This window comes from Pantoea sp. nfd-35 (assembly GCF_056892255.1).
Map to the genome: position 1 here is coordinate 814,263 of NZ_CP122403.1, position 20,275 is coordinate 834,537.

At 46.0% G+C, this 20,275-nt stretch carries 16 protein-coding genes and 3 pseudogenes; 12 read left to right on the forward strand and 7 right to left on the reverse strand.

The genetic code is table 11. From position 1 onward, the window contains the following. The 8 genes and pseudogenes from P9J57_RS03905 to P9J57_RS03940 all read left to right on the forward strand — a co-directional run. Entirely contained in the window at nt 1-465 is a 465-nt protein-coding gene (locus tag P9J57_RS03905; RefSeq protein WP_158279691.1) for a GNAT family N-acetyltransferase, read from the forward strand. Next, nucleotides 462-1,565, forward strand: coding sequence for an ATP-grasp domain-containing protein (locus tag P9J57_RS03910; RefSeq protein ID WP_013027154.1), 1,104 nt, complete (start codon nt 462-464; stop codon nt 1,563-1,565). Before P9J57_RS03905 ends, P9J57_RS03910 begins: the two co-directional genes overlap by 4 nt. Nucleotides 1,566-1,573: 8 nt before the next feature. After that, on the forward strand, nt 1,574-2,812 hold the full coding sequence (locus P9J57_RS03915) for an MFS transporter (protein ID WP_014605078.1): 1,239 nt from the start codon (nt 1,574-1,576) through the stop codon (nt 2,810-2,812). Beyond that, nucleotides 2,793-3,800 carry a hypothetical protein gene (locus tag P9J57_RS03920; protein ID WP_014605079.1) on the forward strand — a complete coding sequence of 336 codons (1,008 nt, stop codon included), beginning with the start codon at nt 2,793-2,795 and terminating at the stop codon, nt 3,798-3,800. Before P9J57_RS03915 ends, P9J57_RS03920 begins: the two co-directional genes overlap by 20 nt. Before the next feature lie 158 nt (nt 3,801-3,958). Then, the gene (locus tag P9J57_RS03925) at nt 3,959-4,438 is read left to right on the forward strand and encodes a flavin reductase (protein ID WP_013027151.1); all 480 of its coding nucleotides are present in this window, start codon (nt 3,959-3,961) and stop codon (nt 4,436-4,438) included. A 1,072-nt stretch (nt 4,439-5,510) separates the two neighbouring features. Beyond that, nucleotides 5,511-6,665: an ATP-grasp domain-containing protein gene (locus P9J57_RS03930; protein ID WP_013027150.1), complete on the forward strand. Its 1,155-nt coding sequence runs from the start codon at nt 5,511-5,513 to the stop codon at nt 6,663-6,665. A gap of 687 nt (nt 6,666-7,352) precedes the next feature. Next, nucleotides 7,353-8,403, forward strand: a pseudogene (locus P9J57_RS03935) (integrase core domain-containing protein). A gap of 12 nt (nt 8,404-8,415) precedes the next feature. Beyond that, a pseudogene (locus P9J57_RS03940) lies at nt 8,416-8,574 on the forward strand (IS3 family transposase); the annotation flags it as partial. A gap of 423 nt (nt 8,575-8,997) precedes the next feature. Here the strand turns inward: P9J57_RS03940 and P9J57_RS03945 are convergent. From P9J57_RS03945 to P9J57_RS03955, 3 genes are all read right to left on the reverse strand, one after another. After that, nucleotides 8,998-9,279: a hypothetical protein gene (locus P9J57_RS03945; RefSeq protein WP_014605081.1), complete on the reverse strand. Its 282-nt coding sequence runs from the start codon at nt 9,277-9,279 to the stop codon at nt 8,998-9,000. 275 nt (nt 9,280-9,554) lie between these two features. Further along, nucleotides 9,555-10,829: an MFS transporter gene (locus P9J57_RS03950; RefSeq protein ID WP_024471011.1), complete on the reverse strand. Its 1,275-nt coding sequence runs from the start codon at nt 10,827-10,829 to the stop codon at nt 9,555-9,557. After that, a complete protein-coding gene (locus tag P9J57_RS03955) occupies nt 10,826-12,247 on the reverse strand; it encodes a M20 family metallopeptidase (RefSeq protein WP_126843399.1) in 1,422 nt (473 codons plus the stop codon). The genes P9J57_RS03950 and P9J57_RS03955 overlap by 4 nt, the downstream gene beginning before the upstream one ends. Nucleotides 12,248-12,394: 147 nt before the next feature. Here P9J57_RS03955 and P9J57_RS03960 point away from each other — a divergent pair, with 147 nt between their 5' ends. Next, nucleotides 12,395-13,321: a LysR family transcriptional regulator gene (locus P9J57_RS03960; protein WP_013027144.1), complete on the forward strand. Its 927-nt coding sequence runs from the start codon at nt 12,395-12,397 to the stop codon at nt 13,319-13,321. On the opposite strand, the gene P9J57_RS03965 is transcribed toward P9J57_RS03960, so the two are convergent. Both P9J57_RS03965 and P9J57_RS03970 read right to left on the reverse strand, forming a co-directional pair. Beyond that, on the reverse strand, nt 13,256-14,146 hold the full coding sequence (locus P9J57_RS03965) for an EamA family transporter (RefSeq protein WP_014605084.1): 891 nt from the start codon (nt 14,144-14,146) through the stop codon (nt 13,256-13,258). The genes P9J57_RS03960 and P9J57_RS03965 overlap by 66 nt on opposite strands. Before the next feature lie 2 nt (nt 14,147-14,148). Beyond that, entirely contained in the window at nt 14,149-15,276 is a 1,128-nt protein-coding gene (locus P9J57_RS03970; protein WP_483279394.1) for an MFS transporter, read from the reverse strand. 290 nt (nt 15,277-15,566) lie between these two features. Here P9J57_RS03970 and P9J57_RS03975 point away from each other — a divergent pair, with 290 nt between their 5' ends. Both P9J57_RS03975 and P9J57_RS03980 read left to right on the forward strand, forming a co-directional pair. Next, nucleotides 15,567-15,950 (forward strand): winged helix-turn-helix transcriptional regulator, encoded by a 384-nt coding sequence (locus tag P9J57_RS03975; protein WP_230957805.1) that lies wholly within the window; start codon nt 15,567-15,569, stop codon nt 15,948-15,950. 290 nt (nt 15,951-16,240) lie between these two features. Further along, the gene (locus tag P9J57_RS03980; protein WP_013027140.1) at nt 16,241-16,603 is read left to right on the forward strand and encodes a hypothetical protein; all 363 of its coding nucleotides are present in this window, start codon (nt 16,241-16,243) and stop codon (nt 16,601-16,603) included. A 303-nt stretch (nt 16,604-16,906) separates the two neighbouring features. Here P9J57_RS03980 and P9J57_RS03985 read toward each other — a convergent pair. After that, a pseudogene (locus tag P9J57_RS03985) lies at nt 16,907-17,569 on the reverse strand (MFS transporter); the annotation flags it as partial. 368 nt (nt 17,570-17,937) lie between these two features. On the opposite strand from P9J57_RS03985, the gene P9J57_RS03990 reads away from it, so the two are divergent. After that, nucleotides 17,938-18,759 carry a TIM barrel protein gene (locus tag P9J57_RS03990; protein ID WP_014605087.1) on the forward strand — a complete coding sequence of 274 codons (822 nt, stop codon included), beginning with the start codon at nt 17,938-17,940 and terminating at the stop codon, nt 18,757-18,759. A gap of 218 nt (nt 18,760-18,977) precedes the next feature. Here the strand turns inward: P9J57_RS03990 and P9J57_RS03995 are convergent, their stop codons facing one another. Further along, entirely contained in the window at nt 18,978-20,186 is a 1,209-nt protein-coding gene (locus tag P9J57_RS03995; RefSeq protein ID WP_483279499.1) for an aldose 1-epimerase family protein, read from the reverse strand. Nucleotides 20,187-20,275 lie beyond the last annotated feature (89 nt).

Consider the following 20,275-nt stretch of genomic DNA (forward strand, 5'->3'; position numbering starts at 1 on the left):
ATGACGATTCAGGACATCAGCATTGAACAAGCTTCGTATGAAGATGCGAAGCTGTTAAGAAAGGCTTTAGAAAAAGTTTACGAACCTTATACACTGAATTTCTCACCTACCGCTTTGCAGTTTACTGAAAATATCATTGCTCAGGAATCCTCGAAGTGGCTAGTCGCGAAATACAAGTCAGACATTGTGGGGGCAGTGAGATATGAACTTTATGATATTTATCTGGACTTCCATTTTCTCTGCGTCACACCACCATTCAGAAAAATGGGAGTAGGGAATGAATTATTTCATAAACTGAAGAAAATAGCGTATGAAAAAAGAAAGGATTTTATGAAGATCGTTTTGCGAGATTCGCTAAGCTATAACCGACGCTATTTTGAAAGTAAAGGATTTTACTTTTATCATAAATACCAGACAAATATGCATAGTGTATTTATTTTAAAATTAAACGGTGAAAAGCCATGAATAAAAAAGCATTGGTTATTGGGTTGAAAAGTAATATGGAAAGAGTCATCAAAGGGCTCAATGAGATAGAATTTATTATTATTGACAGAGGAACACTGGATAACGAAAGTATAGATTATATCATTAATCTTTCAGATGATTTAATGCATAAAAAATCATTCAGTTATGTTATAGCCAGTTCTGAGGATTTTATCGCTTTGGCTGGGTTATTGCGTAATCGTTATTCACTTTATGGTGAAAAATATTATAAAAGTACAATTGCAACCAATAAATTCCTGATGCGTAATTTTTGCTCAGGTTTTTTATCCTGTCCAAAGTTCTGGCTATCAGGTGAGATCATCAATTCAGAGAATCTTTTACTGTCATCCCAGAAAGATTACATCGTAAAACCTCTTACAGGTAGTTCTGCAAAACATGTCGAAACAGTCACACAGGAAGACTTAAACCAATATCTTAATGAAAATAACAAATTGATGTTAATTGAAGAAAAGGTTTTAATGAGAGATGAATATCATCTTGATTGTATAATCAAAGACGGTAATATCCTCTTTTCAACACTGTCAATTTACGACAGGCCTATACTCGAGGCAAAAAGTAAAAACAGAGCCAGTATCAACTTACCCGATGGCACACGGCTTCATGAAGATGCCTTAATACTTGCCACGAATTTGCAAAGTCATTTTGAAATGACTAATGGCGTTTTTCATATTGAAATGTATCATACTCAGGATGGATTTATACTCGGTGAGTTTGGTATCCGCCCTCCCGGAGCGGGTGTGACCGATATGTATTATATGTATAGAGGCGTCGATTTCTGGGAGGCATTTATTTATTCTCAGATTGATAAAGAATTTATTTTACCCCTAAATCATAAGTCCGATAAATATTGTGCTGCTATTGGGATATGTTCTTCTTTCCCGGTCGATGATATCAGAAGTACGTCAAAAGTATCCGTGGATAAATATGTAAATTTGCGTGAGAATGCTGCTAAACCCGCAGTTCCCAGTTCAACGTCTTTTAATCATATGATTTATGTTTCTTCATCATCCTTAGAAGAAATAAGGAATTTTTTGCATGATATTTCTGACAGACAAGAGTAAGATTCGATATGTTAAAATATGAAACCAAAAAAAACGCTTTCTTCCAGATATACAATTTTCTTTCATGCTCGGCTGAAGGGATTCAGACGGTTATATTTTTGTGGCTTATATATCATGAAACTCATAGTCCGATGCTTGTCAGTCTGACTATAGTTTCTTCATATCTTCCATCAGCCGTATTAGGATTCTTTTTCCTCAAAAAAGCTGATGCGAGCAGTCCTGGAAAACAGTTATTTATCAGTAATGTTTCTCTTAGTGCCATATCGCTAATTGTCTATTTTATTTTAATGAGAAATGAGGGTTTTGAACTAATCACGCTCAGTATCTTTTATTTGGCACAGGCCGTATTATCTGTTGTCAAAATGTTTAATAAGACATCCCAAAATCGCATTATCAGAACAGCATTCAGTAATAGTGATGCAATAAAAGCACTTCAGCTTGCCTCCTCTGGCATGCAGGCCGCTCAGGTTTTTGGCGCGGCCATAGGAGGATGGGCTATCAGTACGGGTTACTACATGCAAGCGCTCATGCTGACCTGCTGCATCTACCTTTTGAATATTTATATTTCGACACTTTTTGAGAAAGGGAATCCTGATAATAAAGACGCTGAGGTTATTGTGCAGATTCACTCTGTCACTAAGAAAAATGAATCCTTTACATATCTTTTTCGCAGTAAGGACTTTTTGTTACCCTTGATTTTTACTGTTCCATCAAGTGGAGCTTTACAATTTTTAAACACATCCCTTCCTTCATTATCTTCTCTATATGGTAATAGCGAGAAAATTTATCCAGTGCTGAATATGACTCTACAATGTGCTGTCATTATCTCGGGGATAGCAGCAGCACTCAATATGCTTTCTCTAAAGTCTTCATTACGGTTTTCTCTGTGTATTTCTGGCATCTGTCTGATTTTGATGTGTTTATCAACGAGAAATTATTATGCCGTATACTTTTTTTTATTTCTCACTTCTTTTTTTGTTTCATGGCATATGATTTCTATTAAGGTACTCACGAATCAAATGCCTGATATAGAAAATATTGGTAAATTCACAATGATGAGAAACTCAGTCGCTTCTGGTGTGAAAATTGTCTTTTCTATTTCGTCTGGTGCTTTTTTGACTTTTTACAGCATAACTACAACTTATCTAATACTTGCGATACTGCTTATTTTTTTCAATGTATTATGGGTTTGTCAGAGTCGCAGTTTTAACTATGAGGATTTAGGTGATGTTAAATTTCAAAAGTGATTTTTCTGAATTTATTACTGGTTTTTATCTTAAACAGTTTACTCATTTAAATACGCAGGAAAGAGAACATGTGCTTGAAACGCTTGGCGTCACACCCAGCGCAATCAATGAGTTTATAACATCAGAAGATATTTATATTACCTTACCTCATGCAAGTATGAATGTTTTTTTTCCAAGAGCGGGGGTCTCACGTTATGTCTACGATCTACAAAATAGTAACAAAAACGCGTTCCATTTAAGGTTTTTCTTGACCCATACCAACTTTAGCGATCTGAACTGGCGCCCTTATGCATGGTGGTTTAATAACGGCGGGAAAATAGATAAACTTACCTTTTTCACACGAAATAAAAAAAAGAAACATAATATCGTTTACTCGCTAAAACCAAATGAAATGCACTCTGCCTCTGTAGATCGACGTCTGCGTCATGACTTTGATACAAGTATGAAGTTTAAACGTATTTCTCTTAGCTTCATCTATATGACAGCCGTTCAAGAGGTCAATAGCGGTTTTGCACATAAAGGCCGTACCCTTTATCTCCCACTTGACGCATTTGTAGCTTTTATTATTCATCAGGCAAAAAACGATGTTATATCTTTTAATTTTTTAGAAGCTTTTTTAAGCCAGGCACAATGCAGAAGACTGAATGGCGAAGAATTGAGTTTTACCAGTGAATGGCGCGATGCATTTATCTTTGATAATTTTACAAACATTGCGCTGTTAAATTTTTTTCAGCCTGCAGCATTTGTGGGAGGCGAAAAAATGGATAACTACTGGCATCAGGTGATTGAAAAATGGAAAATGGCATTACCAAATCAATCTGAAGTTGAGTTTGCGTTACCCACTAATCTGGTCATGCCTGCCGTTCAAGAGTATATTTACCCTTATAAACCATCAAGCGATATAGCAGAACAGCTTATTAAAAATAACATCCCATACAGTCTTACCATGGCTATTCAGGAACATGATCTTTTTTCAAAGAAAGAATAATAAAACATAAACTAGAAATAACCTCTCATTTTGAAAAGGCGACATGGTTACCGGGTTGAAGGTTGTATATAAGAACCAGTTTAAAATATTTTAAAGTTACATGTCATTGCTCATTTAACATCATGCGATAACACCTCAACACTCATTGGAGCTCTATTATGCTAGATAAAAGTGCTTTTCGCCACGCAATGTCGCATCTTCCTACTGCAGTCACTATTGTAACATCAAGCGGCTCCTGCGGGGCTGCAGCATGTACAGTTTCATCCGTGTGTTCTGTCACCGACGACCCACCCACTTTACTCGTATGTATAAATCGTGCCTCCAATAACAATAGTGTTATAAGAAATAATGGCTCTTTGTGTGTCAGCATTCTTTCAGGAGAGCAAAGCAACATTGCAATGCAATGTGCTAATCATCAGGTTTCAGTTGAGGAGCGCTTAGCATTATTCGACGCAGACGTTCTGGTCACGGGGTCTCCTGCTGTAGTTGATTCCGTTTGCTGTTTAGATTGTCGTGTAGATAATATTGTGGAATCAGGAACCCACTCTGTCTTCTTTTGTCAGGTTCTTTCTTCTAAAGCTTTTGTGGGGAAAGATGCGCTGGTTTATTATTGCCGGAATTATCATCGTGTATCATAAGGCACTATGCCTAAAATGCTGTAATACTGTCTTTATTTCGTGGCATAAATATTCTGAGAAAAAACAGGCCGCATCATATTCATCAGATATAATCACCAGGTGTTAATATTCTTGTTTCTACATTAAAATAGAGTTGTAAGGTGTGTTTTTTTTAGGTGTTTAAATTATACCTTCCGTGTAAATATTAATTTTTTATTTGATTTTCACTTTCATTTAAATTCTGAATTTTTGCTTCCTTTTTCCTGAACCCATTATACCTGAATCCCAATTTAAATCAGATTCGGGAACCAGGTCAGGAAGTCAGGAAGGCCGTCAGCAGGAATCAGGGGATCTTCATCCACTATGTGTCCGTAATTAAGACGAAGGTTAAGCTGAGTTTTTACGTAATGCACTATAATTTTTGCAGAAGCCGTCTAATCATAATTCAGTAACATAAGAGGATTAGTCATCCTGATGTAATGCATAGGTACGATTCCTTAATAAAAAGGGAACCTTCCCAGAGGAAAATTATTTTTTTGAAGTGAGAATCAGGCACAAAATGCCAGATGAGTAAAACAGGTGTATGGGAGTGTGATGTGAAGTAGAAAAGGACCGGTGCTCTATTTTAAAGGTTAAACGGATTTGTTACCGCCCGATAGCGTCATCTCTCAGGTAATGATGACATTTGGATGTGGTTACCCCAAGGCGTTTCTCTCAATTCACTGGAACATAGGCAGTTGTTATGATGACAACAGCTAGCATTGATATCGTATTTTTTGATAAAACTAATGCCGATTTGTGGTCATTCTGGTCGTCTTGATGTAGTATTAATTCAGGTTTGGCTTACATATTAGACACTTGTTAGTAAAGGCGATTCCAGCCAAAGGACATGTATTGACGGCTTGCCGTCAGGCTCACAGTGCATGTATTATTATATTTAAGATATCGAAACTACATACTTATTTAGTGCGAGTTAGAAATTTAAATCTGGCATTTAGTTACTCTTTATAACCATTTTAGCTATTGAGTTAGTATTTTATAAACGTTCATTTTTCTATGGATGAAATTAAAGTAGCATAACTAAAGGTGTAAAATGATGAAAAGTTTAATTATTACGTCGCATTTTAATAGTGATTTATCCTCTATGGCATGCGATGAGTTTGGATTAAAAAGATCACTAATTTTCTATACTCCAAAAATAAATGAACTTAGCTTAGGTTTAAAATATGAGTACTACGATAAGATAGATTCTTACTCTGTAAGATTAATGGAGCTTGGGAATGAAATTGATTTTATATGGAGCACTTCCGGTTCTGAAATCAACTCGTTCGCTGAATTAAAAGCTGTTGAGTTGGCAGGATTAAGAAACATCTATCTAGGCATGAATGAAAATGCTTTTTCTACAGCTGCTTATAAAAGCATCACGCAAGAGTTAATGGCATTTTTGGGTGTTAGTATTCCCAAAGGGCTTCAATGTAACACAAAAAAAGAAATACATGATTTCCTTGAATATAATGGTGGAACTATAGTCTGTAAAGCTAACAATGGAGCAGGTGGTGTAAATCAATTTTATTGCCAAAGATTTGATGACATATATAAACTCCCTCATGAGGTAACTGATTGGTATGTAGAACAGTTTCTGAAAGGACTTGAGTTTTCTGTAAACGCTTATATGCTAAATGGGTTTTATATAGCCTCCCCGATAATGTTTAAAGGCGAAACTGATATTCATAGCGGGCACGCAATGGACAAATTCAGGTATATTAGCAAGCTAAAAAATAAAAGCTTAAATGAAAAAATAAATGCCATATTAAGTAAAATTAGTAATACCAATATCTTTAATGGATGGATAGAGGTTGAGTTTATAAAAACACATCAGGATTTGGTAGTTATAGAAATTAATGCGAGGTATAATGGAACAATCAGAGCTACTGGATATGCTTGTAATGAAAATTTATATCAATTGGATTTGGAAAGTAAAATTTATAATAAATTTTCTTCACAATTAAATCATGAAAACGAAGTCATTGAGATGCCAATTCATTTGAAACTTGAAACAGGTTTAAAAGAATTTGGTTTCGTCCAAAAAATGAAATCTCGAAAAACCAACACAGGAAGGGCCACAATATGGGGTGAAGATCAATGTGAACTATTAGAGAGGATCAAAAATACTGAATTAGAAATATACTCAGAAAGAATTATTCATGGCATAAATGAGAGTAAGGAGTTATTCGAAAAATATATTTAAATTTACATGTATTTGTAATATGCAGTTTTAAAATAGAAAACTATAAGTTTATTGGGGAAATAAAATAATTAACTGTATTATTTTGAGGTTGTCAAAAAAATTAGAATTAATTGATAAGTATGATGATTAATTATTATAGTAAACAGAGTGGGGTAGTAATTGATTAATTTAAAGATGGTTGCCCTCCCTGGTGTGGAATTAATTTTTTCAAAAAATGATCTATATTATTGGTTAGCTATGGTGAGACTATACGTGGTATTATATTTATTTAACTCGTAGGCAATGTTTTTGAAGGTCTGTAGATATTTAGATGTTCTGAGTTAATGGGAGTTTCGATGTTCAGAGGGGAGTTGTAATCTGCCTCAATGTTACTTCGCATTGATAAATATCATGTGTCTACGAATTGATGCCAATAATTGTTCATTTTGCCTCCCACAAATGCAGTTGGTATAAAAAGAGTTTAAAAGAACAATGTTTGTGATGTTATCAAAATTAAATGCTTCTTGCCATTAATAAGTTAGACTTAGCTCTTAACCATCAATTCTTCTGCAGCAAGCACTTTTTAAAAATTCATTTAAGATTTAATAATAGATAGTATCATATTTAGCTGTCAGCATCACGTCAAAGCGGACCATTCAACTTTAGAGATCTTTCGGCATAATAATTATTTTACCGGAGGAGATTGTCATGCGCAAAGCCCGATTCATCGAACACCAGATCTTTGCCGTTCTGAAGTCCGTGAAAGATGTCTGCCGCGAAGTCGGAATTTCAGAGGCCTGTGATATCAAAAACATGAAAGACCTCGAAAATGTAAACCGCCGGCTAAAACCGATGTTTGTGGACCTGAGTCTCGAGTGTCGGCATTGAAAGACGTTATTTAAAATAAATGTTAAAACCAGCGATAAAGCGTCAGGTAGTCAGCTGTCTGACCGCGCAGTTTGCTATGAGATGACGTCATGCCTGCAGGATATTTTCGCTGAGCAGGACGGTATTTCGATATCAGCCGGATACGCGACGTGATGAGCCGGCCATTATGGCACTGACCGTGACGGCTGAACGCTATCCGCGATAAGGCTTTAAAAGCTTTTTCAGGTGCTGCGCATGCAGGGCAATAGCTGGAACCATAAGCGCGTTTACCGGATTTATTGCCTGCTGAACCTGAATTTTCGCCATAAGGGAAAACAGCGCTTTGCCGGTGAGTAATCCAGGCTCGCTGCCTACGCCAGAGGCAATGAACCAGAGCGGGTCCATCTATTTTATGCACGATGCGCTGGTATGCGGAAGACGCTTCCGGACCTAAAATGGGTTGGGTGATTTTAACAGCGAAGTACTGGCGTTCGAATTGACCTGAATATCACAGCCCAACGTGTCATCAGGGGACTGGACAGGATAGTGGCGAACCGCGGATATCCGCTGAGGGTGCGGATATGGTTAATTGCCTGGAGCGGGTCTCGCTGAGCTGGCACAATGGGCAGAAGAGCATGGTGTGATGCCAGAGTTTATCAGGCCTGGCAAGCTAACGCATAATGCCTTTGTCGAGCGATTCTGCGGGACGTACTGGACAGAAATACTGGGTTTTTATCTGTTCAGAACCCTGAATGAAGCACAGGAAATTCTAGAGCGCTGGCTGATGGAATATAAAAGCGAGCGCCCTCATGAATCCCTGAATAACCTGACGCCGGAAGAATACCGGCTGATAACTGAAAACCCGGAAATCTCAAAAAGTGCGTGGAACTAAAAAGGTGTACTTACAAGGGAGGAAGCCCGTAGCGATTTTTTTGATTACATCGAAATGTTCTATAACAGTAAGCGTCGGCATGGTTCGAGCGATCAGATGTCACCGACAGAATATGAAAACCAGTATTATCAACGGCTCAGAAGTGTCTGGATTATCCGTGGCGATTCATAGTGGTAAACTTGTTAAAAAAACTTTAAAAGAATATTAAAGTGAATCTTATTAATTTCTCTATGCTTGTGCTTATTATAGTCACTTCTTATCTCTTGAGAGATTTTTTTTAATTTTTAGATGTTATATTCAAACCCAGAAAAATAATCAGTTAAAATAAAAAACCTCTCCACATCAACTTTATACTCGCCTTCACTAAATATGACTTTCATTATATAAGTAGAGTCATCAAATTTATAAAGAGTGAAGTCCTATGGATTAATTGCAACTTTTACTGCACTCATTATAAATCCTCACCTGTCTAAAGCCATTTAGCTATGTAATCTTTACTTTTAACCATACCCTCTTTATTAACTACTGCTTCGAGATCACTTTGGGGTAATTTTACTCTACGTATCCATTATTCGTCAGCACTGTAGTAGTCAACTAAAACTGGCAACCGCATAAGCATTTATCTCTGGCAGCTGAAACATTGGCTGGTTGTTGAGACAACAATAATAATGCCGTTAAAGCGAAATAACTCCAACCTAAATTCCCCTTCGGCTCAATGCCCCTTACCTTAAGCTCTTTCCGCAGTACCCGCTTTATCCACGTCGCCAGGTTGACGTCACCATCCTCACACGCCTGTTCTTCGAGCTGCGTCCGAAACTCGTGAGAAAGTCGGATTTGGTACTGATTTGTTTTGGTCTTTTCCTTAGAGATTGTCATCCCATCATCCTTGTTATGAGAGAGGTACACACTTCAATGACTGGGCATGATGCAACAAAAAGAGTGAAGCCCGGTCATGCTGAAATCGAACCGAGTTGCTGACCACACCGTAAAGATGAACCATGCGCCATAACGTGTAAATGATTAAGGTTGCCATGACGAACAGCGGAAATCTGACATGGATGACAAAAATGGGAATCTCTTTCCAAAAACATGCTGTCTGTTCATCACGATGATAAAATCCGTCAGGTGCACAACCCTGTGCACCTGTCCTCTCACGTCACCCGCTTCTGGCTTCGCAGCAGCGCCAGGCCGCTCAGCACCGACATCGCCATCAGGTAATAGCCGGGAGCCAGGCTGGTGCCGGTGGCGGTGATCAACAGCGTGCAGATCAGCGGCGCAAATCCGCCAAATACCGTCACCGCCACGTTATAGCTGATCGCCATGCCGCTGGCGCGCGTGCCCATAGGAAACAGATCGGCCATGACCGAGGGTACCGTGGAGAAGTAAATCGACTTGAGCAACGCCATCCAGCAGACCAGCACGATCAGCGTGGTGGGCGTGGTGTGATTCACCACCAGCTTAAAGGCAGGGTAGATGGTGACAATCAGTAAAATCAGCGATCCCCACATCAGCGGAACCCGGCCCACGCGCTCTGCCCACAGGCCCATAATCGGCGTCACCACGGTCAGGATCACCCCCGCCAGCAAGGTGGCGGTAAAGGCCACAGAGCCGGGCAGGTGGAGATTGCGGGTGGCGTAGGTCGGCACATAGTTGAGCATGTAGTTAACCGCCGTAGAGATAACCATCAGGCCAATCGCCAGCAGCATCAGCTCTTTCTGGCGACCAAACAGGCGCTTAAGCGGGGCGACCTCGGGCTGCCGGGTGGCGAAGCTGGCAGGTTCATGTACGTGGCGGCGAATATAGATCCCCAGCGGGCCGATCAGCAGACCAAAGGCAAAAGGAATGCGCCAGCCCCAGTCCTGGATCTCGCTTTCCGTCAGGATTTTCGTTAATCCCAGACCAAAGGCCGATGCCATCAGGGTACTTGCCCCTTGCGTGGCGAACTGCCAGCTGGCGATAAAGGCTTTGCGCTCGGGAAAATGCTCGACCAGAAACGCCGTCGAGCTACCAAATTCGCCACCGGCAGAGAAGCCTTGTATCAGACGCGCCAGCAGAATCAACAAGGGCGCAGCCAGACCAATGTGTTCGTAGCCCGGCATAAACGTAATGATGGCACCGCCCAGCATCATCAGATTGATGGAGAGCAGTAGCGCTTTTTTACGCCCGTGGCGATCGGCATAGTTACCCAACACAATCGCGCCCAATGGCCGGATCAGGAAGGAGACACCGAAACTGCCGAAGGTCAGCAGCATAGAAACGGACGGATCGCTGGTCGGGAAAAACGCATGGGCAATATAGCTGGCAAAAAAGCCGTAAACCGCAATATCAAACCACTCCAGCGCGTTACCGATGCAAGTGGCGAAAAGGGTTTTATGCAGGCTGGGTTTATTCGCGTGCAGCGGTGCAGCGGTGTTGAGCGTGCTCATGCGGCACCTCCGGCATGTTGACGGTGCTTCGCCACCAGTTCGCGGCCTTGCTCGCCTAAGTCCCATAACAGTCGGGTCATGATTTGCAGACCTTCACGCGCAATCGACTTCAGCATATGTTCGTTCACGCCGTGTTGGCCGCAGGCGGGATAGGAGTGCGGCACCCACAATGTGGGCAGGCCGAGGATGTCAGAAAACACCTCGTTGGGCAGCGAACCACCCAGGTTGGGCAGCAGAGCCGGTTTCTTACCGCTGGTTTCGGCGATGCTGGCCAGCACCCAGTCGACCAGCGGATCGGTGGGATCAAGGCGGGTTGCCGGCGATCCGCGCAGGAACTCGACCTTCACATAGCCAAAGCCGTGCTGCGTCAGATGTTCGCTGACGTGCTGCGCCAGCTTTTCCCAGTCGGTGCCCACCACAAAGCGCAGCTGACAGACGGCCGTTGCCTCACCCGGAATGGCGTTCATCGGGCGCGCAGGATTGCCGGTCAGGAAGGCCAGCACTTCCAGAGTGTTCCAGCCGTACAGGCGTTCCGTTGGCGTTAATGCGGGTTCGCCCCAGTTCGGATCGATCTCGGGATCGCCCGGCATCCCGCCCACGTTGATCTGGCTGAGAATGTCACGTACCTGCGGCGACAGTGAGTCAGGCTTCAGTGCTTCCACCTGAAGTACGCCCTGTGCGTTAACCAGCGCGGCAATGGCGTTGGCCAGCTGCGTGCCGGGATTGCTCAGCAAACCGCCCCAGTTGCCAGAGTGATAGGCGTTATCACGGGCCGTCACCGTCAGGCGGAAATTCACGGCACCGCGCGATCCCAGAAACAGGGTAGGTTGCACCGCATTCAGGCGCGGGCCATCCGAGGCGATAAACAGATCGGCTTTCAGCAGATCGCCGTGCTGCCGGCACAGCTGCGCCAGGCCGGGTGAGCTGATCTCTTCGCCCATCTCAAACAGCAGCTTGCAGTTGAAGCCCAGACGTCCGCCGCGTGCGAGAAACACCTGTTCCAGCGCGGCCAGATTCACGCAGTGCTGACCTTTATTATCTGCGCTGCCGCGGGCATACCAGCGATCGCCCTCTTCAACGAGCTGCCAGGGCATTAATCCTTCACGCCAGTTTTCATCATCGCCGAACACCACATCGCCATGGCCGTAACTCAGCAGCGTAGGGAGCGCAGGATCTTCGATGCGCACCGCCACCAGAAAAGGACGATGGGCCGCTTCGGCGTTCTCGATGAAGTGGAGGGTGAAACCCAACGCACTTAGCTGTGGGCCGATTTCGTCGTGTAAATAGTGGTGTAATTCACTGTCGCGATCCTGGCGCTGGCTCTCAGTTCGCTGCGAAACGCGGCGCGCCAGAACCTGCTGAAATTCCCCACTGTCGAACCAGGCGGTGGCCTGGTCTACCGCTTGTTGGGCTGTCATGTTTGCTCGTCTTTTATTCGTATTATGGTTTTCCCATCATTTCCGAAACGCTGCTTTGCCACAATTATCAATTTATCGAGTAAGATTTGCTTTTAAAGCAAAGCTGCCTGCCCGTTTTCGAGGCATGCACCAGCAAAAGGCGTTCGCATGATCAGTAATGAAATCCGCTATTTTCTTGCCGTCGCCAATGCCGGATCGCTCAGTGCGGCAAGCGAGCAGCTGTTTATTGCGGTATCGGCGATCAGTCGTCAAATTCAGCGGCTGGAGGCGCAGGTGGGCGTGCCGCTGTTTGATCGCCACGCGCGCGGCATGGTGCTGAATGAAGCCGGGGAAATTTTTGCCCATCACGTGCGCAAAAATATGCTGGATATGGAATACGCGCTGGCGGAAATCAAAGGATTAAAAGCAGTACGCCGCACCCTGATTCGACTGGTCTGTACCGATGGCCTGGCCTTCACGTTGCTGCCCCGCATGATCGCCGCATTTCGGGAGAATAATCCCGGCATCCTTTTTGAGATCAAGGTCGCCAGCCCACAGGGCGTATCAGAACTGATACGTAATGGCGACTGCGACCTGGCGCTGCAGTTCAGCCTGCACGCTGAGCACGGGGTTGAGATCCTCGGTTCCTGGCCTGCACCGGTGCTGTTAGTCATGCATCAGGGTCATCCACTGGCCAGCGCGCCGCAGGTAACGCTCAGCGATATCAGCCACTATCCACTGGCACTGCCGCAGCAAAACACCACGGTACGACAGCTGTTCGAGCTGGCAAGCCATATGAGCGGCAATCTGATTGAACCGGTCGTGACCTGCGACAATTTCTCAACCCTGTTCCAGTTCCTGCTGCATACGCCATTAGCCGTCACCATTTGCAGTGCGTTCAGCGTGATACAGGAAGCCGAAGCGCACGGACTGGTTTTGCGCTCCGTCGGCATCGATCAATTAAGCCAGCGCAATCTGCAGTTGCAGGTGCCTTCCGGCCGGCCCCGTAGCGCCGCGCTGGAGGTATTTCTAGCGTTTGCGCGGCAGCAACTGAACGCGCTGGACGAGTCGCTGACCATACAACCCGACCGTTAGCCCGATAATAATCAACAGCAGAGCAAGCATTTTTTGCGGTGAGATATGCTCGCCGAATATCATCATGGAACCTAAAATCCCGAAGACCGGCACCAGTAGTGAAAGCGGTGCGACTGTGGAAACCGGATACTGCTTGAGTAACGAATTCCATATCCAGTAGCCGAAAAGTGTATTGGGATAGACCTGGAACAAAACAGACAACAACGCGCGGTTGTCCATGTGGCTAAACATCTCTGTAAAGCCGCTGCTACCGTTAACCAGCCAGTCCAGGCCAAAAAGCGGTAGCGGCGAAAATGCGCTCGACCATACCAGAAAGGCGAATACCTGTTTTGTGCCTGCCTTTTTAATAATGATGTTGGCGACGCTCCAGGCAAGCGCACCGGCCATGACCAGCAGCATACCGCTCAGTGTAACCGAGCCATCCGTTACAAAAACAATGCTCAGTAAACCCGCACAGGCGATAACAAAACCGGTGATTTGATAGCGACTGAGGCGCTCCCGGAATATCAGGCTGCCCAGCAATAAGGTAAAAAAAGCGCTGAACTGCAGCGCAAGCGATGCTATCCCGGCAGACAAGCCTGTTTTGATTCCCAGATTGACCAGCCCCCACAAGCCGATGCCAAAAATCAGGCCGTAACCGATGAGGTAACGCCACGGCACATCGGGCTTTTTGATAAAAAAAAGGGCAGGCAGGGCACTCAGCGTGAAGCGAATGGCTGCCAGTATGAAGGGATCGATAGTGTGCAGGCCAAGTTTAATGACGGAAAAGTTTACGCCCCAGATTGCGGTAACCAGGATGGCGAGCAGAAGATGTGGGTATTTCATGATTAACGGGATCCTGACCAGATAAGAAAGGCACACGCGCTGACCGAGGCACCGGCAAGGCAGACGGCCTGCCATCCCCAGTAGGCATACAGTTGCGTTGCAATGAGGGCGCCTGCTGCGCTGCCCAGCGAATAAAAACACATATAAGCACCGACCAGACGGCTTGCTGCTGCGGGTCTGGCTGCAATGATGAGGCTCTGACTGGAGACATGAACGGCCTGCACCGCAAAGTCCAGCGCGATGATGCCTGCCACCAGCCAGCACAAAGAGTTTTCGACATATGCGACAGGCAGCCATGAGAACACCAATAGTGCCAATGCTAACCCTGTTGTGCGTTGGGCAAATCCTCTGTCAGCCCACTTGCCCGCGCGTGATGCCGCGAGCACGCCAGCCATTCCGGCTAAGCCAAACATACCTGTCTGGGTATGTGTCAGGGAAAGTGCCGTAAGTGGCATTACCATGGTTGTCCACAGCATGCTGAAAGCCGCGAAGATCAGGAGCGCAATCATCCCACGTTTTCGCAGTTGAGGTTCCGTGATAAACAACCGAAAAACCGACTTCAGCAGGGAGAGGTAACTGGGCCTGCAGGGCCGTGGCGGGGGCGATGGCATCACTTTCCAGACGAAACAGGTAATCAGCAACATCAGGCAGGCAGAGGTGAGATAAACAGCCCGCCAGCCGGCGATATCGGCAATGGCGCCTGAGATAAAACGGGATAACAGGATGCCTGTAACAATTCCGCTGGTCAGGGTGCCAATCACCTGGCCTCGTTTTTGTGGTGTCGCCAGCCTCGCTGCCCACGCTACGATAAGCTGCACCACCACGGCCATCAGGCCAATAACCAGCACGGCGCAGAGCAGGACCGTGATACTGCGTGATAACCCCGCCATAACTAACGCCACAACGGAGAATAACAACTGCGTCATCACTACGCGTTTAGGGTTCATCCAGTCCCCGAGCGGCACCAGAAAAAGCAAGCCGATGGCATAGCCCGCCTGTGTGGCAGTAACAATGCTGCCGATCATAGCGGGCGAGACTTTCAGGCTTGTCGCCATCGACTGGAGTAACGGTTGCGCAGAATACACATTGGCTACCGCCAGTGCACAGGTCAATGAAAATAGCATCGTCATCCCTGAACTCAGCGCAGTGACACTGGTCGATGCGATTTTCGTCCCGTCATTGCGACACGTACTTGCCTTACCTGCCATAAGGTGCCTTTATTCTGGTTTCTTTTTAAAACTAGGTTGCTTATAGAAGTAACAAGAGTGGTTTTTTTTTGCAACTGTTAAATGCGGGAATTAAGCTTACATCAGTAGACAGACTGACAGGGAGAACACTCATGGCAAAACAGGAATCACTAAGAACCAGCGAATGTCCCGTTGCGCGGACGCTGGAATCGATTGGTGAGCGCTGGTGCATGATGATTATCCGCGAGGCATTTGATGATGTGCGGAGATTCAGCGAGTTTCAAAAAAACCTGGGGCTTGCCAAAAACATCCTGGCTTCGCGCCTGAAACATCTGGTCGATATCGGCGTGTTCGACATTTTGCCAGCATCGGATGGCAGCGCCTACAGGGAATACGTCCTGACGGAAAAAGGGCGTTCCGTTTTCCCCATTGTTGTGGCGATGCGGCAATGGGGAGAGCGTTATATGTTTGAACAAGGGGAAACCTATTCTGTCCTGCTTGATAACGAACAGGGTAAGCCGGTTCAGTTTTTGGATGTGCGCTCCTCTCAGGGAAACAAACTGCAACCGGGCGACTGCCACCGCAGGCGCGTCGTTTCTGATAAAACCGCCGGGTGAATTGCTGAAATACCCGCAGTAAAAGGATGCAAAGCGCCTGAAGGTTATGGCGCAGCCTTCGATGGCTAACAGCTCGCTTACAAGGCGGCTATACCGCGCCGTGGTCACACCATGATATCTCTCGTTAGATAGTGTAAAGGACGTAAAAGGCTGTAAACAGGCGCGTTTTTTACCTGTGACACGCTTATCATTCCTGCTATGCGTTACTGTCACTCTGACGGTCATATGCCGATATAACAGAGAGCGGTGCACATACTGACCTGAACATTCATCTGCAAAGGAGAACCACCATGGATTCTTTCTTTCCTGAGGATGTCATTGATACCCTCAGTAAAACGTTCTGGCAGCGCGTCAGTGCGATGAAAGGGCTTATCGAACGTCACCAGAGTTTTCGCCTGCTGTGGTTTGGCGAGGCGCTGAAGCGTAACCGTAACTGGAAGGGCATCACTGCCGAACAGGCCGTTAATCGGGCGATTAGCGAAAGTCATGGGCTGCCGCTGTCCGACGTTAAAAAAATGACGATTGCCCAGAAGTGGGTGGCGCTGGTGCCGGTGAGAAAAGCGCTTTATTCCCGCCCGGATGGCAAAGCGTTTCAGTGGCTGGTGGAAAAGAAACTGGACGAGCTTGATCGTCCTTGTCGCTTTTCGGCCTAACGGCTTTCCCCTAAATGAGTCCGTAGGGGGAACACCGATGCTTAGCACAGCGCCTGACGGTAATTAATAACGCCCCGGATATCAGCCTGTCTCTGTATCCGGGGCGGTTATACTGCATGACGCCTCAGATGGTGGCGCAAAAGGTGATCAATATTCGTCATGCCCCGCGCAGCGTTGAGATGACGGTTTACTGACTGGAACGCGATCATCCACGGGGCATCGTCAGATAACATTGAGCACTATCATCCCTTAAACGTCCTCATTACGGCACAGGCGATTACCAACTCTTAAGCGCCTGTGCCGTTAGCGGCTTTTTGAAACGAAAACGGCATGGTCGGCCGTATGGCGATTTTCATCATCAAGCCAGCCCTTAAGATCATGCTCGATCTGCTCCAGGCTTCTGTTACGGGTTTCCGGCACGCATTTGATGCCAAAAATGGCACCAAAGAGTCCAATGGCGGCGAAAATAAAGAACGTACTCGCCAGACCGACCCAGACAAGAAGAAGAGGGAAGAAAAGAGAGATCAGGAAGTTCGCTATCCACATGGCGAATACGGCACCGCCCATAAAGATGCCACGCAGTCGCGTCGGAAATATCTCTGACAATAACAACCATGTCACGGTTGATAAGGCACCCTGCTGGAAACTGAGAAACATCAGCATGCCCGCCAGTACCCTATAAGGCCGTAGCGCATCTGGCTGACCATTAACCGTTTCAGGCAGCAGATAGCTCACCATACCGATAAAGATTAGGCAGGCGGTGCAACCAAACTGTCCCGTCATCACCATGGTTCGGCAACCCACTTTACCCAGCATCCAGATCCTAACGAACGTCATCAGGACGGACACCACGCCATTGGCGATGGTGGCAAAAAGCGCGGCGTTATACTACATACCGACTGACTCCAGCACGGTGGGGGCATAATACATAATGGTGTTAACGCCGGTTAGCTGCTGGATGGCTGATCTCCACTAATAACCTAACCCGCGATAATCAGGTACTGGCCTGACACCGGCAAAAGATTCACACCTGACTGTCGCTGTCCTCGCAGGGTGCTTAAGGGCATTTAAATGAAATGAAATTTCCATTTCATCAGGGATGCATTTTTTCACGTGAACCTGCCCATTCTTGTCAGGAAAAGAATAATGAACAGTTAGTTGTTAATTAAGAGAAATGGTGGGGTTTATTCTTTATTTTCTGGGTTATTTAACCGGGCGTTAACGTATTTGCGAGTGTCATCAAAGAACTTTATTTTCCTTTTAATCTAAAATGAAATAAATATTTTTATTATCCCATTGGGTTCGCTTGATGTTACCGGGTTCAGGAGAGTCGCATGACCATCGCCGCAGAACGTTTTTGTATTAACAGAAAGATCGCCCCCTCGCTGAGCATTGAAGCCTTCTTCAGGCTGGTGAACGGTTTAGGGTTGAATAAGGTGGAACTTCGTAACGACTTGCCCAGCGGTAACGTGATGGACAACCTGAGTGCTGCCCAGGTTTGCGCACTGGCTGAACGTTATGGCATTGACATTATTACCATAAATGCCGTTTATCCCTTCAATCAGCGTACGGAACAGGTTCGCCAACTGACCGAATCCTTGCTGGCCGATGCGAAAGCGGTGGGGGCGCGTTCGCTGGTGCTTTGTCCCCTGAACGACGGCTCGTCGGTTGCGCCAGAGGTAACATTAAACGCACTGCGCGATTTGGCACCGCTGTTCGCGACCTATGGAATAACCGGACTGGTTGAGCCACTCGGCTTCCCACAAAGCTCGCTGCGTTCGGCAGCGCAGGCGCAGAAGCTTATTCGCGATGCCCATGTTCCCTTTAAATTATTAATCGACACCTTCCATCATTATCTCTATCCCGATGCTGACGCCGAATTCAGTCAGGTGGATATCGCCCAAATTGGTCTGGTTCACCTGTCGGGCGTGGAGGACAAACGTCCGCGTGAAAGCCTGACAGATGCCGAGCGCATAATGTTGACGCCGGAAGATCGCCTGTTCACCTGTCGCCAGGTTAAACAGCTTGAAGAACGAGGCTATAAAGGCATTTATGCCTTTGAACCTTTTGCGCCAGAACTGGCGGACTGGGATGAGAACAAGATTCAGCATGAAATTAAAAACAGCATCCAACTGATTCAACATTCCTTGAAGTAAAGCGCCTCGCCTGTGAGGTTTAACCCGCTGATTTATCGATGATATCTCATGCATCTTCGGTTCGCAGAAACAGCATTATGAGGAACAGCCAACAGGGCGTAGAAGTAAACGCGCCCAGGCTTCGTTGATGCACTTACGGGCAATTATGCCCGTAAGTGTGATTCATCATCTGTCCGCTCTGAGAGACGACAAATTTCCCGGCAGAAAGGCAGGATGTTTTACTCTGTCGCTATCGGCGTAGCATTTTCGTCAATCTTCGTATCGCCCTGAATCGCCTGGATGCGTTTTTCCACCGCATTCACCTGCTCGCTGTTATTCAGCAAGGTATAGGTCAGATCGAAGGTTGCACTCGCGCCCGGTGCCAGCTGTTTCACGCGCTTCTGTTCTCGTTCAATGGTCACCGGATAGGCATAGTTGGTGCCGGGCTCAATCCCGGTGACATAGCCTTGTTTCAGCGTATCGGTATTTTTCCACAGGGTCAGCAGCGGCAGCTGTTGAGTATCAAACTGGATAGAGGCACCTTTGTTTCCGGCTTTATTCACTACGGCGGCGAGGGTCTGATGATCCTTGTCAGACAGCGGCTTGATGTTAAACACCATTTCATTGAAGTCTTTTGTCGGGCCCTGATAAGTTTGCCAGTTTTTCAAACCGGCTTTGGCATAGTCATTAAACGGACTGATTTGCGACATCGGGGCGAGAAACCGTGCGCCTTCTTCCAGAATTGGCGTGCTGAAGTTGCTGTGATAGATAATCTCGTAATCGTGTGGGTAATCGGAATGGTTGGTCAGCACGTCATGCAGGCTGAACTGATTGCTGCCCGGCACATAGCGCAATTCCGTCCACGTCTGGAGATCGGCTTTCTTGAAGGTGCTCTCTTTGATCAAACCGCGGATGCGGATTTCGTGCGGGGCCGCATCCGCCACCTCGACTTCAAGCTGTGAGACCGGCGTGTTACCAGCTTTGCCGTGCAGCGTATAGATGCGGCCTTTGTCGTTAACAGGATGGCCGGTCCATTCATAGCCGCAGCGCACCATCATCTCGTTGAACCCTTCCAGCCAGCCCAGGCCATTGCGACTTTCAAGGCTGATAAAAGCGGGATTCACCACCTCTTTAACCGGTGAATCCCAGCCCAGTCGGGTGCCAAAGCCTTCCACGCGGAGCAGGTTCATTCCCCGGGTGGGAACGAGCGTGATGGTCAGGCCATCCTGACTACGAATCTCCAGGATCTTACTGCCTTCCTGCTTACCGCCGTGCAACACTTTCTGCTCAATGCTGAACGGCTTGCCCTGGAATTTCAGCTCGCTGCTGTTAACCTGCCAGTTTCCTTTGTCTGTGCCTTGTTCAGCACTCGTCAGCACCCAGGTTTTGGCAGACGCAGAACCAGAAATCATCACGGCTAATACCGTCAGTGCGAGTTTTGTCTTCATCATTTACCCCTTTAGCTGAATCGTTTTTTCAATCATCAGAGGAATTTACTGATTCGGACGTAACGGAAACGTGATTTTCCTCACCTGCT

Bases quoted from the DNA above. Each gene is read 5' to 3' on its own strand.
- P9J57_RS03960 (WP_013027144.1), top strand. From the start codon at position 12,395: ATGATCAGTAATGAAATCCGCTATTTTCTTGCCGTCGCCAATGCCGGA.
- P9J57_RS03915 (WP_014605078.1), top strand. From the start codon at position 1,574: ATGTTAAAATATGAAACCAAAAAAAACGCTTTCTTCCAGATATACAAT.
- P9J57_RS03980 (WP_013027140.1), top strand. From the start codon at position 16,241: ATGGATTCTTTCTTTCCTGAGGATGTCATTGATACCCTCAGTAAAACG.
- P9J57_RS03920 (WP_014605079.1), top strand. From the start codon at position 2,793: ATGTTAAATTTCAAAAGTGATTTTTCTGAATTTATTACTGGTTTTTAT.
- P9J57_RS03990 (WP_014605087.1), top strand. From the start codon at position 17,938: ATGACCATCGCCGCAGAACGTTTTTGTATTAACAGAAAGATCGCCCCC.
- P9J57_RS03925 (WP_013027151.1), top strand. From the start codon at position 3,959: ATGCTAGATAAAAGTGCTTTTCGCCACGCAATGTCGCATCTTCCTACT.
- P9J57_RS03950 (WP_024471011.1), bottom strand. From the start codon at position 10,829: ATGAGCACGCTCAACACCGCTGCACCGCTGCACGCGAATAAACCCAGC.
- P9J57_RS03910 (WP_013027154.1), top strand. From the start codon at position 462: ATGAATAAAAAAGCATTGGTTATTGGGTTGAAAAGTAATATGGAAAGA.
- P9J57_RS03905 (WP_158279691.1), top strand. From the start codon at position 1: ATGACGATTCAGGACATCAGCATTGAACAAGCTTCGTATGAAGATGCG.
- P9J57_RS03930 (WP_013027150.1), top strand. From the start codon at position 5,511: ATGATGAAAAGTTTAATTATTACGTCGCATTTTAATAGTGATTTATCC.
- P9J57_RS03970 (WP_483279394.1), bottom strand. From the start codon at position 15,276: ATGACGATGCTATTTTCATTGACCTGTGCACTGGCGGTAGCCAATGTG.
- P9J57_RS03955 (WP_126843399.1), bottom strand. From the start codon at position 12,247: ATGACAGCCCAACAAGCGGTAGACCAGGCCACCGCCTGGTTCGACAGT.
- P9J57_RS03995 (WP_483279499.1), bottom strand. From the start codon at position 20,186: ATGAAGACAAAACTCGCACTGACGGTATTAGCCGTGATGATTTCTGGT.
- P9J57_RS03965 (WP_014605084.1), bottom strand. From the start codon at position 14,146: ATGAAATACCCACATCTTCTGCTCGCCATCCTGGTTACCGCAATCTGG.
- P9J57_RS03975 (WP_230957805.1), top strand. From the start codon at position 15,567: ATGATTATCCGCGAGGCATTTGATGATGTGCGGAGATTCAGCGAGTTT.
- P9J57_RS03945 (WP_014605081.1), bottom strand. From the start codon at position 9,279: ATGACAATCTCTAAGGAAAAGACCAAAACAAATCAGTACCAAATCCGA.